The 13489-nt window shown below is 68.4% G+C and carries 21 protein-coding genes; 18 read left to right on the top strand and 3 right to left on the bottom strand.

What is annotated here, in order from left to right; genetic code table 11:
• The first annotated feature begins 132 nt into the window (after window positions 1-132).
• The 5 genes from QE370_RS04455 (at window position 133) to QE370_RS04435 (ending at window position 2767) form a co-directional block, all read left to right on the top strand.
• Window positions 133-549, top strand: coding sequence for a hypothetical protein (locus QE370_RS04455; RefSeq protein WP_309633582.1), 417 nt, complete (start codon window positions 133-135; stop codon window positions 547-549).
• Window positions 550-794: 245 nt separating this feature from the next.
• The gene (locus tag QE370_RS04450; protein ID WP_309633581.1) at window positions 795-1073 is read left to right on the top strand and encodes a hypothetical protein; all 279 of its coding nucleotides are present in this window, start codon (window positions 795-797) and stop codon (window positions 1071-1073) included.
• A gap of 42 nt (window positions 1074-1115) precedes the next feature.
• Window positions 1116-1607 carry a hypothetical protein gene (locus QE370_RS04445; protein WP_309633580.1) on the top strand — a complete coding sequence of 164 codons (492 nt, stop codon included), beginning with the start codon at window positions 1116-1118 and terminating at the stop codon, window positions 1605-1607.
• 159 nt (window positions 1608-1766) lie between these two features.
• Window positions 1767-2024, top strand: coding sequence for a hypothetical protein (locus tag QE370_RS04440; protein ID WP_253021458.1), 258 nt, complete (start codon window positions 1767-1769; stop codon window positions 2022-2024).
• 89 nt (window positions 2025-2113) lie between these two features.
• Entirely contained in the window at window positions 2114-2767 is a 654-nt protein-coding gene (locus tag QE370_RS04435) for a hypothetical protein (RefSeq protein ID WP_309633579.1), read from the top strand.
• Window positions 2768-2775: 8 nt separating this feature from the next.
• Here QE370_RS04435 and QE370_RS04430 read toward each other — a convergent pair whose 3' ends face one another.
• Window positions 2776-2982: a hypothetical protein gene (locus QE370_RS04430; RefSeq protein ID WP_309633578.1), complete on the bottom strand. Its 207-nt coding sequence runs from the start codon at window positions 2980-2982 to the stop codon at window positions 2776-2778.
• 376 nt (window positions 2983-3358) lie between these two features.
• On the opposite strand from QE370_RS04430, the gene QE370_RS04425 reads away from it, so the two are divergent.
• From QE370_RS04425 to QE370_RS04375, 11 genes are all read left to right on the top strand, one after another.
• Entirely contained in the window at window positions 3359-3712 is a 354-nt protein-coding gene (locus QE370_RS04425; protein WP_309633577.1) for a hypothetical protein, read from the top strand.
• Between the two features lie 314 nt (window positions 3713-4026).
• Window positions 4027-4509, top strand: coding sequence for a hypothetical protein (locus QE370_RS04420; RefSeq protein ID WP_309633576.1), 483 nt, complete (start codon window positions 4027-4029; stop codon window positions 4507-4509).
• A 156-nt stretch (window positions 4510-4665) separates the two neighbouring features.
• A complete protein-coding gene (locus tag QE370_RS04415; RefSeq protein ID WP_309633575.1) occupies window positions 4666-5112 on the top strand; it encodes a PH domain-containing protein in 447 nt (148 codons plus the stop codon).
• Window positions 5113-5193: 81 nt separating this feature from the next.
• Window positions 5194-5544 (top strand): hypothetical protein, encoded by a 351-nt coding sequence (locus QE370_RS04410; RefSeq protein WP_309633574.1) that lies wholly within the window; start codon window positions 5194-5196, stop codon window positions 5542-5544.
• A 498-nt stretch (window positions 5545-6042) separates the two neighbouring features.
• Window positions 6043-6276 carry a hypothetical protein gene (locus tag QE370_RS04405; RefSeq protein WP_309633573.1) on the top strand — a complete coding sequence of 78 codons (234 nt, stop codon included), beginning with the start codon at window positions 6043-6045 and terminating at the stop codon, window positions 6274-6276.
• A 78-nt stretch (window positions 6277-6354) separates the two neighbouring features.
• The gene (locus QE370_RS04400) at window positions 6355-6684 is read left to right on the top strand and encodes a hypothetical protein (protein ID WP_309633572.1); all 330 of its coding nucleotides are present in this window, start codon (window positions 6355-6357) and stop codon (window positions 6682-6684) included.
• A 179-nt stretch (window positions 6685-6863) separates the two neighbouring features.
• Window positions 6864-7172, top strand: coding sequence for a hypothetical protein (locus tag QE370_RS04395; protein ID WP_309633571.1), 309 nt, complete (start codon window positions 6864-6866; stop codon window positions 7170-7172).
• A 473-nt stretch (window positions 7173-7645) separates the two neighbouring features.
• Entirely contained in the window at window positions 7646-7888 is a 243-nt protein-coding gene (locus QE370_RS04390; RefSeq protein ID WP_309633570.1) for a hypothetical protein, read from the top strand.
• A gap of 76 nt (window positions 7889-7964) precedes the next feature.
• Window positions 7965-8372: a hypothetical protein gene (locus QE370_RS04385; protein WP_309633569.1), complete on the top strand. Its 408-nt coding sequence runs from the start codon at window positions 7965-7967 to the stop codon at window positions 8370-8372.
• Between the two features lie 58 nt (window positions 8373-8430).
• Window positions 8431-9033, top strand: coding sequence for a hypothetical protein (locus QE370_RS04380; protein WP_309633568.1), 603 nt, complete (start codon window positions 8431-8433; stop codon window positions 9031-9033).
• A 106-nt stretch (window positions 9034-9139) separates the two neighbouring features.
• The gene (locus tag QE370_RS04375; protein ID WP_309633567.1) at window positions 9140-9652 is read left to right on the top strand and encodes a barstar family protein; all 513 of its coding nucleotides are present in this window, start codon (window positions 9140-9142) and stop codon (window positions 9650-9652) included.
• A 129-nt stretch (window positions 9653-9781) separates the two neighbouring features.
• Here QE370_RS04375 and QE370_RS04370 read toward each other — a convergent pair whose 3' ends face one another.
• A complete protein-coding gene (locus QE370_RS04370) occupies window positions 9782-10666 on the bottom strand; it encodes an alpha/beta hydrolase (protein WP_309633566.1) in 885 nt (294 codons plus the stop codon).
• Between the two features lie 15 nt (window positions 10667-10681).
• A complete protein-coding gene (locus QE370_RS04365; RefSeq protein ID WP_253021443.1) occupies window positions 10682-11659 on the bottom strand; it encodes an SDR family oxidoreductase in 978 nt (325 codons plus the stop codon).
• Window positions 11660-11771: 112 nt separating this feature from the next.
• On the opposite strand from QE370_RS04365, the gene QE370_RS04360 reads away from it, so the two are divergent.
• Together QE370_RS04360 and QE370_RS04355 are read left to right on the top strand one after the other, a co-directional pair.
• Window positions 11772-12692, top strand: a complete 921-nt coding sequence (locus tag QE370_RS04360; protein ID WP_253021442.1) for an oxidoreductase — start codon at window positions 11772-11774, stop codon at window positions 12690-12692.
• A 41-nt stretch (window positions 12693-12733) separates the two neighbouring features.
• A complete protein-coding gene (locus tag QE370_RS04355; protein ID WP_309633565.1) occupies window positions 12734-13489 on the top strand; it encodes a helix-turn-helix domain-containing protein in 756 nt (251 codons plus the stop codon).

Raw genomic sequence — 13489 nt, 5'->3', positions numbered from 1 at the left:
GTTGCGTGCCGGGCTTCGCGCGACTCGCGCACCGCTGCCCGCCTACGAAGCACGACCAAGGCAATACCTGCGACGCCAACGACCCCTGGTTGCGCGGCGCTTTGGCGTCCCTGCAAGGTACTCACCGGGACGGTGATCATGACAGACCTTGAAGGCATCCGCGTCCAGCTGGCGCATGACCGTACCTTCACGATGCAGGGAGTGGTCGTTGGTTGGCAGCGACACATCGCGCGCCTCGCTGAGGAGATGCGAGGTCCAGTGCGTCAGGAGACGTGGGGAGCGCACGACTACTTCGCTGCGCTCAGTCTTCGGGATCTCGTCGAGACTGGCCGCTACGGCCTGGCCCGCAGACACGATCACCTCGTCGCGGCCAGCGTGGCGGCAACGGACGAGCTGCTGCGCGAGATCACCGAGGAAGACCGTCGTGGCGTGGTGGTCCGTTACGGCGAGCCGGAGCCCAGCCTGTCCTCGAGGTGGTGGTGGCATCGCTTGCCGACTCGCGGACTCGTGCGTGAGGAGTTGGACTCGTGGTATGCGAACGAAGAGTGATCCGGCGAGCCGCGAAGAGCGCGGAGGACAGCACTTCGCTCAAGGTGCCGTACTCAGAGGGCCGGAGTTTCGAGAGGTGTGACGCCCCGCCTCCACCCGGGGGGTCAGGGGAAATGCAGCCAGTTCGGCACGCACATTTATAGGATGGGGAAGAGAGAAGCTCTGCCACCTGAGTTCGATGTCTCGCTCGGTCCGACCATCAACGTGCGGAATCGGCCAGCGGGCGAGTTGACGGGGGAACCTCTATGGCACATGAAGCGCAACTGCTGGCCGTCGTGGTGCGTTACTCGCACTACGACGGCGCCACTCCCGAACAGTGCGTTGATCTGATGCGGTGGTATACCAATCTCGATGACGCTGACGCCGAGGCCGTCCGTCTGAATGAGGTTCGGGTCGAAGGCGTTGAGTACTTCGTGAAGATCTTGCAGAACCGTTCGCCCAAGCGACCAGCTGTGGGCCCGGTCGTACTTGACTCGCGGCCTGCCTCCGAGGAGGAACATGCGAAGGACGGTGAACGGCCATGATGGCCAGATTCCATCGCGGCTGATGGCGAACGGATGGAACCTATGAGCGACTGGACTACGGCTGCTGCCGATTGGGCCCGTCGGTCGCTGGCTCGCGGATCCACTTTCGAGCAGGTTGATATCGACGAGCTGACTGACGAGCAGTTGCCCGCTGCGGCAGTTCCGTTGGCGGTGGACTGTGTCCGCGCTGTGCGCTCCGTGCTCGATGAGGCGCACTCTGTGCTCGAGGTCGCTGCGTGCGTTCCCTTGCCGCCGCTCGAAGATGAGCGGATTCCGACGGCCGTTCCCGACCTGGGAGAGCTTCTCGACCGCGCGTGGCGGAACGGTCCCGGCCACGAGGTCCCGGGCCTCTATCTGCTTGAACGCGTGCGTTGGTTGCGTGAGGAAGAGAGCGTGGAGTACCGGAGGGTGTTCGAACATCCACGAGCGCCGGAAGGTTTCGACGTGGTCTACTCGGCGTGGCGTTCCAGCCCTGAGGAAGAGAGCGGGTGGCCGTTCAACAGGTGCATCTGGCTGCGATGTCGACCGAACTGACGGAATCACCGCGGACGCATCCACGCCAGCGTATGGCGTTTGGCCGACACGGCACGGCGCCTCTCTGATGATTCGTAGACTCGGCGAAGTCGTCGCACTCTATGGCGCGACTGAGCACACTCCCGAGGCGAACGACACGGTGGGCGAGATTTTCAACTGATGCGTATCCGGACCTTCTTCAATCCCGTGATGCCCTGCTGGACCTCGGCGTTCTGGCATCGTGGGTGGTGGTCGTGGTTGCGGGCAGCTCGGAGGGGCCTGTGGAGCTCTGGCAGCACGTTGACCGACGCGCACATCGCCCGAACTGACGGCAAGTACTTCGTGGCGCAGTTCGACCGCGGGAGCGGTGACCTGGTCACCGCGTTCGTCCCGAAGAACGATCAGCGCAGCGCGATGCTGCGACTGCTGGGGCAGTGATGACAGATCTGTATCCAGACCCGCCCCACCTGTCAGCATTCGTCGCGCCCGCGTTGGATTCGTGGGAGGCGCTCGGACTGGCTTGGGACGTGCTCAACGGCCAGGGCTGTGCGTTCGCTGGCGAGGTCCTGGTCGCGCGCGAACACGAGTGGTTCCGAGGCGTGAGCGATGTCGAGCGCGAGGTGATCCGGCCGAGCGGTTCGCCGCGCGACCTGCTGGTGCGACGCGACGTTCTTCGGATCCAGTTCCGTCACCGGAGCATCGGCATTGTTGCGCTGGGTCTCTCGTCGGCCGGCGAGTTTGGTGAACCGCATCCGCTTGAAGTCGCGATCCACGCTGGACCCTTGTCCATGCCGGTCGAGCTCTGGTCCAAGTCCGACCGGCAATCCGCGAAGCGCCTCATGGGTTGGATGGAGAGGTTGCTGCTCGCCCTGGTCGGGCCGACCAAGGCTCAGTACGGAGCGATCGGGATCGAGGCAACCTTCCCGACGCCGGCCGCTTTGGTGGGGAGCCAGCGCTCAAGGCTCTGGCCGACGACATGGTTCTGGGCACCTCAACTTGGCTCGCGTGCAGTGGCCGAAGAGGAGCAGTTGTTGTCGGGCCTGAACCAGAGCGCCCTGTCGCGATCCAATGCGGGCACGATCTTCCGAGCCTGGCGACCGTGGAGCGAACCCCAGGCCGATGAGCCCGGCTTGGAACGAGTCGTCGGTTTTCTAGGCCGCTTCGTCGAGAATTCCCGCTAACCGTCCGATCAGCTGGTCTCGGCGAGTCGCCGTGCTTGGTGGCGGAGGAGGGCGCATTCGATGCGGGCGCGGATGCTGTTGCGTTCGTTGGGGTCGAGCTGGTCGAGCGCGGCGAGGTGGGGCCGCAGGGATTCGTCTTGGGGTCCGCGTTCGTCGGGAGCGATGTTCGTGGCGCTGGCGGACGTCCTCGCGACGAGCTTGGTCAAGGTCGTCACGGGCTAGGGCGGAGAGCCGCGCTCGCCGCGGGCGACGAGGCGTGGAAGCGGTCCGACGCCGAGGCAGCGGGCGCGCACTGGCGCCCCTTCAGACGGGAGCTCGACTTGGCGCGAAGGGTCCAGTATGAGGCGGCGTGCCGGCAACTCGAGCATGCGAGTTGAAGCTCGTCCAGCCGGCAGACAGACGCCGCCGCCTGGGGAAGGTCGGGCCAGCTGAGAGGCGCTTGAGAGGCCATCTCGGAGCGGCGGAGTGCCGTGGGCCGGCTGGGTGGCGGCGTGCTGAGAGCCTCGCCGGTGGAAGAGGACACTCGCGTCGTGGCTACATTCGCGTGACCGGGTACGGCCTCGGCCATGGTGTGGGGTGAAGGGATCGCGCATGCTCGAGCTAGGACTCGTCGTCCTCCTCACCACTCTTCTTGTCGTTCGGACCTGGCAGGACCGAGTGTGGCGTCATGAGGATCGTTGGCTGCCGGCGTTGTCGTGGCTCGGTGTGTATCCCGCGCTGCGCCTCAGTGGCGCGATCACGAGAAACGCTGATGCCGCTCAGGCGCTGCGCGATGCGGCTGTGGTGCTGGTGGTCGTGACGGTGGTGACGGGCGCGAGGCCGGCTCTCGTCATGGTCGACGGCTGGCCCGACCGGGAGGCTCAGAGCGCACGAGACCTGCAATGGGGCCGCGCGTCTCAGGTCGCACTCATCGTCGCCATCGGAGTGGTGAGCTGGTTCGGATGACGTGAACCGTCCGCCCAGGTGGTTGTGGCAGCAGAAGCGCGCGTCAGTGCACCAAGCAGGCGTCGACTGCACCGGCGGGGAGTTCCTGCAGTCATCGCAGCGACACGATGCGGGCATACTGGGTCGCGAGCCTTCTTCATGAGTCAGGGGTACTGATGGAGTGGTCGGTTCGACGACCTGGGCCGTTCGTGTACGTGTTTTGGCTCGTCACGTGTGGCGTGCGCGTCGCGATCGGCTGCCATGGCAGAGCCTGAGCCCGTGCGCGTCGTATCGGCCGCCGGTACCCGCGCGGCCGTTCGATGCATGAGGAGCGCATGATGCTCGTGCTTCGCGGAGACCCGAGCTACCCAAGGTTCTGGCTCAAGAGTCGCGGATGGATCCCCTTCGTCCCCCTGCTCCTGATGGTGGCGGGCAACGAGGACGGCAGCCCGCTGCGGTCCGGTCAGGTCTACGGTCTGACAGCAGCAACCCTCGTCATCGGCGCGTACCTCCTGGCGGTCCACGTGTACATACGTCGCCGCATCCTGCCGGTCGAGTACCGGTTCTTCCAGGATCGTGTCGAGGCTTGGCGGGGCGACGAGAAGGTGGCATCCGTCCTCATTCGAGACGTCGTCGCTCTCGCGGAAGGTTGGTACACGTACAACACGTCGTTCGAGGCCCTCTACTCGCCGGACACTCCACGGGCAGTCTTCACCCTCCGGGACGGGACGCACGTGACCTTCCCAAAAGTCTGCGTCCGTTCGGACGAGGAGATTCCCGGGCGCGTGGCTGAGGTCACGGGTATCCGCACCGACTGACAGTGCTGGTTAGCATCGCGAGCGAAGGAGCTGACGTCCATGACGGTCGCCGTCCGATGCTGCTTCCAGGCGGACTGCCGCGCTCACGACGGAGAGCGCTCTTCCCGACGGTCTCGCTGGTCGCGCCTCGACGGTCGAGAGAAGGCGGATGACGCAATGGAGTGGCGAACCTTCGGGCGATGGCGGTGGCTCGTCATCGTCACGCTCGGCGTGGTCATGAGTCTTTTCTGCACGGTCGTGGCGGCCAGCGGTGGGTGGTCCGTCGCGCTCGTCGTCACACCGATGACAGCAGCGCTCCTGTGGGTCATCTGGTGGCCCAAAGCGTCGCTCGACGAGGCGACGGTGGTGATCAGGACCTGGCGCCGCACCGTCCGTCTGCCGGTCGAAGACCTCGCCCGGATCGAGTCGACCTACGAGGGTGCACGCTTCACGACGGTGGACGGTCGCTCGGTCACTGCCAGTGCCCTTCAGAAGGGGAACCTGAGTCTCATGCTTCGTCTCGACACGGCAACCGACCGCGCGGTCCGAGCCATCCGGGACGTGGCTGCCGGACGCGGCCGTGAGGTGATCCTTGAGGGGTACGTCGATTCGCCCGAGCCCTGAGGTTCTGCTGGACGTTGGAGATGCGGCTGCGCCACGATCAGCAGCATCGTCGCGGGATCGCTGGCACGGTACGGTCTCGCGATGACGGACCTCCACCCTCGTACTCTCGCGACGTTCGTGCGGAGTGTCGCTCTGCTGGCGATGCCGGCCGACGCTCAGATCGCCTGGCTCGAGTCGCTGGGTCTGGGCGCTCCTCTGTACGCCGATGAGCTCGCACTCGAGCTCGAGAGCGGTGTGCTCTTGCTGCCGCAGTTCGAACGAGCCGGCTGGGTCACGGCTGAGGCTCGCCGGGCTGTCGAAGCACTGGATGCTGTGCTCGGAGAGTGGAGCGGTTCGGTTCACAAGGACTTCTGGCACGTCGACTCGTTGCGTGAGTCCCCGGAGTGGGCGCGGGTGCGGGAGCTGGCCTCCGAGGCACTGATCAAGCTCTAGTCTTGTTCCGCCGGTCACGGCACCTGCGCACCCGGTGGAGCGAGCTTCGAGAGACGTGACGCCCCCCGCCCGGGAGGCCAAGGGAGACGGAGGCCAGTCTCGGATGCAGATCCATACAACGAGGAAGGCAGAATCTCTGCCACCTGACGCCGCTGTCTCGTTCGGTCCGACCGGCGATACTTGAGATCCGAGGACGGGGGACGAGTTGATGGGGAGCAATGCTCATGGCGGTTGAGGGGCAGGAACTGGCCGTCGTCGTTCGGTACAGGCACTACGACGGTGCTACACCTGCTCAGTGCGTCGATCTGATGAGGTGGTTCACCGACCTCGCCGAGGCGGACGCCGAGGCCGCGCGACTGAATGAGGTCACGCGAGATGGTGTCGAGTACTTCGTGAAGATCTTGTGGAACCGCCCCCGAAGATCGTCAGACTTCGCGTCCGGGTCGGACTCGACTCACGAGGCTCCTCTCGAGAGAACGCGGTGGGACGGTGACAGCCATGATGGCGAGATTCAGAAGTGATGGTGTCGAACTCGACCTGACGAAGGACGAGTACATCTTCGTGTACTTGCTGCTGACGCATGCGCTGTACGGGGTCGCGATGGAAGATCACGACTTCCGCAACATCCTGGGCATGTTCCGAGAGGACGCGGAGCGGTTCCTGGACAGCATTGGCGCGGCTGAGGACGAGGCGCGAGCCACGGGAGAGCACTGGAACCCGCCGCGCCCGTGAGGTTCGCAAAAGCTGCGCCGGTCCCGGCGCAGACTTCATCGGCAAGTTCGCCGAGGCACGAGTGTCACCGTGAACGCCATGACCTTCATCCTCGGCGATCGTGTCTACGACGTGCGCCTGTCGGGGGATGGCGCCGCCCGGTTGGCGGTGCTGACGGTGACGGTGGACAGTCGGTATGAATGGTCGACGACCGTTGCGGGGTGGCGAACGGTGTCGTTCGGTGCCTGCGGTGACGTCGGCTACGTCTGGTCGGCTCGGGAGCTGGTCGAGCTGCCCACTTCGGCGGACTCCGGGCTGACGGTGATCGACGTCGCCAGATGGGAGGGCGAGGTTCTGCTCGTCCGTGACGCGGCGGACGGCGAGCATGCGTGGCGCGTGGATGGTGATCGCCTTCTGCGCGACGGGTAGTGCGGCAGGAACAACATCTCGCTCGCGACGCGGGAGTTCGCACGACCCTCGAACACCGATCGGGAGAAGCGTGGGGCGCGGGAGGCCTTGTTGGAGACGACATTCAGTGGCCACGCCTTTGATCGCGAACTGAGCCTTGTGAGCCTGACGTGCGGCTCCGTCCTGGGAAGATCGAGCCCATGATCAAGGCATCTCTTGCCATCGAGAGCCGCGACCTGACGCTCGACGAGATCAGTGCCGCCATGACGCGCGAGCCCGATCGAGGCTTCGAACGCGGATCTGTCGCGCCCTCTTCCACATGGACAAGGGACTGGACCTCGTGGTCGATGGAACTGCGGCTGCCACGTGACACTCATGCAGGCACCGGGGGGTTGGCGACGGCGATCGCATCGCTGGGCATGGCGATGGCCGAACGAGCAGCGAAGCTCGCCGCGACAGGGCGCGAGGTCGTGCTCATCGTCCACCAGGAGCTCGCCGAGCGGCCTTAGGACACCGGCTTGAACCTGGACTCCGCAGCCATCAGGTGGCTCGCGGCGGCGGGCGCGGTGCTGTCTGTCCATCAGTACGTCGACACCGATCCGACGTGAGCCGACGCGTGGCCACGGGATGAGAGAGTCGCGAAAAGCGATCGGACGGCGCGGAACGGGCACTCATGATCAATCACGGCCGGTTCGTCTCCACCTTCGATGCCACGACGGCTGACCTGCCGACGGGTCCACCCGACGTCACCTGTGCTGCCGAGGGCTCTGGGTCGCGGTCCAGGGTGGTGACGGTGCAACCGCGGGGCGGGCAGGTGTGGACCGGGACGTTCGCGGCGCCCGACCCCGGCCGCCCTGCTCTGAGTGCGCTGCTCGGCACTCCCGATCCAGCGGGTCTGTGCATCGTGGAGCGGGGCGCCGCGTTCCTCGGCGACGTGCTCGAACCCGCGAGCTTCGAGGAGATCGCGACCACAGGGCCTGTCGTGAGTGCGGAAGCACTGCCGCGCGAGCAGGTGCTGCTCCTCCTGAGCCCGTGGGCCATCACGGCCGTCGGCGGGCGCGGCGTGCTCTGGACGACCCCACGCCTCGCCGTCGACTGCATCCGCCTGGACGAGGCCGACGGCGGGTGGGTCCGAGGGGTGGCGGATCCGGACGATGACGAGCCACGCGACGTCGCGGTCGAGCTCGCGACGGGCCGGGTGAGAGGTGGACGCATGATCGGCTGAGCCCGGGTCGTGCTGGCGTGGTGAACACGGCTGGGGACAGGATGACCAGGGGCCCGTGCCAGCGACGAGGAGGAGCATGCAGCTCACGTACGACCGGCTCTGCGCGGACGAGCTGAGGGGGACCACGCAGGCGGACTACCTGATCGCCCTCGACGCCCACCTCCAGATGCTGGAGAACGACGCCGTGATCTTCGACGAGCCGGCGTTCCCTGTCGTGGAGCTCGCGCGAAGCCTGCTGTCATGGCTGCCGCGGGTTGAGGGCGAGGACTTCGAGTTCGACTCGATGTCGTTCGAGGAGCGGGGCACCGTCTTCATCCGACGCACTGCCTCGGGCTGGACGTTCGGGTCGGTCCTCGAGCCTGACGCCACCAGCCGGCCAGTCGAGCTCGCCGACGTCGTCCGGTGCTGCAGGCGATTCGTCGACAGGGTCGCGACGGACTTGAGCGCACGAGGGATCGATCCTGGGATGATCATCCGGAGGTGAGCGACGCGCCCAGAGAACGGACGACGCGACGTCCGGAGCCGCTACTAGTCTGCGAGCGATGACCGGCTTCGACCTCTTCCCGCGGGACGGCGACGCGTTCGCCGCCTTCGAGGACGATCGCGCGTCCGTCGCCCCGGGCGCCCGGACGCTGCCGCACTCACCGTTCGCCGGTCGACTCACGAACTTCCGTCTGGGTCAGTTCGACGCGGTCCTCTCCGGACGCTTCGGCTCTGACCTGTCCGACCTCGTGCAGGCGTTCGGGGACGACCAGGTCTCCTGCGTCGCGCGAGATCCCTCGCCGACCTCCTACCGACTGCACTACGGCGGTTATCCCGCCTTCAGGATCGCCGCAGCCGACCTGGAGGAGAGGTTCTGGGACGCGCTCAGCCACGAGCCGGACGATGACCCGACCGGCTCGATCTTCGAGTCGGCGGACATCGTCGCGATGTGGGGCAGTTCCCACCGGTGGGCGGTCTGGGCCGAGCGGTCGTGGGATGTCGGCGTGGTCGCGACGGAGCGACCGTGGGAGCCTCCTGCGGCGAGTGACGTCGCCTGGGTGTCCGCGCAGGAAGCGCTGGACTGGTTCACCGAGCCCGACTTCAAGATCCCCTTAGCCCCGGCAGACCGCGCACGATTTCTCGCGACCTTCCGAGCGCACTGATGCGCGCCGTGCATCGGCGACCTCCTCCTGGAGCGCCGCGGCACGGGCGACGACGACGTCAGCCTCCCGACGAGACGAGACGAAAGCCGGCCAGACGATGGATCCCATGTCCCTGACCAAGGTCGACGCCACACTCCGGCCCTATCTTCTCGAGAGCGAGGCGGACTCGGTCAGTTCGACCGTGGCGGCGTGGCTCGAGGGTGGTCTTGCCGCCCGCGTTGTTCGAGGGAGGAAGGCCCGGACTCTTCAGGGACTGTTCGATGAGTTCGCGGCCGCGCTCCAGTTCCCCACCTACTTCGGCGAGAATCTCGACGCGTTCGACGAGTGCATCGCAGACCTCGAAGGGCTTCCACGCGGCAACGGCTACGTCGTCGTGATCGTCGAGCCGGCTGAGTTGTTGGCGGAGGAGAGCGACGCTGCGTTCGAGTGGTTCGCGCATTCGCTGGCGTCGGCAGCCAGTCAGTGGGCCCAGCCCGTCGAGGTCGGTGCGTGGTGGGATCGGCCTCCCGTCGCCTTTCACGTGGTGCTGGCTGGGGATCGTGCACGGCTCGAGGCCGAGTCGCGCCGGTGGGCGCACGTCGGACTGCCTGGTGTTGCGTTCGGGTCAGCCGGGAACTGAGACAGGTGAGCGCTGACGGTGTCTCCGCGCCGAGCGAGCGCCTGCCTCGCCGCGTGGACGTTGAAGGACCCTCAGTCCTGGAGCCGAGCACGTCACCGCGGCAGCCGCGCGCGGGGCGGATCTCACGGTTCATTCCTCGTCGAGGAACCCCACCACCTCGCGCGCGAACCTCTCCGGCGCCTCGATCTGCGGCCAGTGCCCGACGCCGTCGAGGGTGACGACGCGGACGTCGGGGACGGTGCGGGCGAAGCGCTCGACGTCGCGGGCGGTGGAGAGGGGGTCCTCGGCGCCGCGGACGATGAGTGTCGGCGCGCAGATGCGCTCGAGCCCGGCGGACGGGTCGCTCCTGAACGCCGACAGCAGCGCCGGCAGCGACCCGCGGGCGCCCAGCTCGCGCATCACGTCGCGGACGACGTCGGGCGGCAGGTCCGCGGGGCGCGCGACGTAGCCGCGCATGAGGACGCGTCGCACGAGCGCCGACTCCGCGACGACGCTGGCCGCCGCCGCCGGCAGCGGGAGCCCGATGGTCGCGAGCTGCTTGACGAGGGTGGTCACGGCGCGCGGCTCGCTGGTCAGAGTGCGGAACGGGTGCCGCGGGAGGTCCGTCAGGGCGAGCACCGGACCTCCGGTGAGCACGAGACGCCGGACCCGCTGCGGGTGGTCGACGGCGAGTCGGGTGCCGACGATCGACCCCATCGAGTGGCCCACGACGTCGACGACCCCCAGCCCCAGCCGGTCCGCCAGCTCGTCGACCGCGGCAGCCATGCCGTCGAACGTCAGCCCGCCGGGCGGCATCGCCGAGCGCCCGAACCCCGGAAGGTCGACCGCGAGCACGCGTGCCCGTTCGGACAGCGCCGGGATGACGGGCGTGAACCAGCGCCAGCTGGCCGCGATGCCGTGCAGCAGCACGACGACCCGCTCGGCGTCCGGGTCGCCGACGTCGACCAGCCGCAGGTCCGCCCCGCCCACCTGCACCGTGCGCTCGCTGCTCTCCCACTCGACCTCGCGACCCATCGCCCGACCCTCCCCTCAGATGCCGCGGCGCGCGGCCTCGCGACGCGCGAACTGCGCGTACGACGTCGGTGCTCGGTCGAGCAGGGTCGGCAGGTGGGAGAGGTCGCCGGCCGGCAGGCCGTGCTGGTCGTAGTGGCTCATCATGATCCGGTACGTGTCGACGGCATCCCGGCTCCAGGTGTTGATGCCCCGGACGTTCCGCGCACCGTCGAGCGCCTTGAGCAGACGCACCGCCGACGTCGCCCGCGGCGACGGCAGTGCGGCGACCAGGCGGGGGAGGACGTGCACCGACCGCAGCGGGTTCGTGATCGACGCCGGCGGGATCCGCACCGCCGTGACGCGATGACCCACGACCTCCGACCACGCGGCCGCCATCTCCTCCCGCGTCAGCTCCTGCGCCGACAGGTCGTACGTCTGCCCGACGTGACCTGACGGGTCGCGCAGCACCCGCACGGCCGCCTCGGCCACGTCCTCGACGTCGACCACGCCCATGACGCTCTGCGTGCTCACCGGGTAGGGCATGGAGCCGACCCGGATGAAGTCCCACAGCTCGAGGTAGTTCTGCATGTAGTGCGACGGCCGCAGCACGGTGACCGGGATCCCGGACTCCTTCAACCGCTGCTCGGCGACGTCCTTCTGGTGGTGGTGCGGGAGGACGTGCAGGTCGGGGTGGACCACCGAGTGGAACACGAGGTGCCGCAGGTCGCCGCTCGTCGCCGCGTCGATGAAGGCGTCGAGCAGCGGCTGCTCGTCGATGATCTGCGTCGGGGCCGCGTGGTACGCGCGACCCGCGCCGCGCAGCGCGTCGGTCAGGGCGGACGCGTCGCGCAGGTCGCCGACGACGACCTCGGCGGCGCCCGCCCGACGCGCGACGCCCGCCTGCTGGTCGTTCTTGACGAAGGCGCGAACGTGCTCGCCCGCGGCGGCGAGGCGCTCGACGAGCGGTCGACCGACCCCGCCCGCAGCGCTCGTCACGACGATCAGGTCCGACATGAGCGTCCACCCTTCACCTCTGGCGGCCTCGGCCGCGGGCTCCTTGATGCGAACTATGCACGATGCAGACGTCATTCGCAAAACTCGCAGATCTGCTCTACCGTCCCGTCGTATGACCTGGACACCTCCGCCGGACGTCGCCGGCACACGCGTCGTGCTGACCGGTGCCACCGGCGGCCTCGGCTTCCACGTGGCACGTTCGCTGGCGGACCGTGGGGCCGAGGTCTACATGACCGTGCGCGACCTCCGCCGCGGCGCCGACCTGCTCGACCGGCTGACCTCCGGTGCCTCGCAGGAACGTCTGCACCTGGTCGAGGCGGACCTCGCCGACCTCGGGTCGCTGGCCCGCGGAGCCCAGGAGGTGCGCGAGCGGACGCCGTCGATCGACGTCGTCGTCAACAACGCCGGCATCATGCTCGCCCCCGACGTGCCCACGGCCGACGGCCTACCGCTGCAGATGGGCACCAACCACCTCGGCCACTTCGCGTGGACCGCGCACCTGCTCCCGCACCTGACGCCCACGGGTCGTGTGGTCACCGTGAGCTCCGTCGCCGCCGCGAGCGCGCGCCGCCTCGACCTCGACACGTGGACGTCGCCCGGCGCCCGACGCCGCGACCGCCGCTGGCGCGCCTACGCGGAGTCCAAGCTCGCCAACCTGCTGTTCACGCGCGAGCTCGCGCGACGCCTGTCGTCTGGCGGGAGCGCGCGGACGGCCGTGGCCGCCCACCCGGGCCTCGCGGCGACCGAGATCACCCAGACCGGCATGGCGATGGGCCACCCGGTCCTCGGCTGGCTCCTCACCCGTGCGATCCGACCCGGGCTCCAGAGCGCGCACGCCGGTGCGCAGCCGATCCTGCGCGCCGCCCTCGACACCACGCTCGCGTCGGGCGACTACGTCGGACCGTCGTGGCCGGGCCACACCCGCGGTCGCCCGGTCCTCGTGCGCATGCCGTCCCGCGCGCGCGACGAGGAGCTCGCCGAGCGTCTCTGGTCGGCCTCCGAGCAGGCGGTGGGTCTCGCCTTCCCCGTCTGACGGGCGACGGTCACCGTCGGCGGCGTCCCTATGCTGAGCCCGTGAGCCGACCGTCCCGCTTCGACGTCGCACGACGTCGCGCCGCGGTCGTCCGCGCCTTCGACGAGGGCGTGGGACCCGAGCAGGTCGCGACCGAGCTCGACGTCCACCCCGCCACGATCTACCGGTGGGCGGGAGAGCTCATCGGGAGCCGCGCCGAGCAGCGTCCCGACGGTCACGAGGACGTGTCGAGCCGGCTGGTGCGCAGCGCCCAGCAGCTCCTGCGCGAGCACGAGTACGCGGCCGTCACCATGAAGATGCTGGCGGGCCGCGCCGGGGTCTCCGTGCGGTCCGCCTACCAGCGCTTCGACACCAAGCAGGACGTCTTCGGCGCCGCCGTCGACGCGGCCGCGACCGAGATCATCGAGCGGATCGCGCAGGAGACGCCTCGCCACCTCAGCCCGGAGCCCCTGGAGCAGCTGGAGGAGCTCCTGGTGGTCGCGGCGCGATGCGTCTACGCCGTCCAGGGCGCCCACGTGCTGTTCTGCGACGTCGGCCTCCCGCGCGAGGTCGTCGACACCGGCCGCTGGCACCTGCTGTTCGTCGACGTGGTCGCGCGGCTCCTGCACGAGGCGCAGCGGCTCGGCCAGCTCGGCCCGGACGACGACCCTGACCACCTCGCGGTCGGGATCGTCGCCGGGGTCCGCGGCGTCCACGCCGCCGTCCTCGGTGGATCGACCGACGCGACCACCGGCCAACGACTCGTCCGCGTCCTCGCTCAGGTCGGCTCGGCGTCGCCCCGTGCGGTCGGGGGCTGA

The sequence above is a fragment of the Aeromicrobium sp. SORGH_AS_0981 genome, assembly GCF_031453195.1.
In the GTDB taxonomy this organism is placed as follows: Bacteria; Actinomycetota; Actinomycetes; order Propionibacteriales; family Nocardioidaceae; genus Aeromicrobium.
Note: the sequence above shows the minus strand (reverse complement) of the source record. Positions and strands in the feature narration are given on the sequence as shown.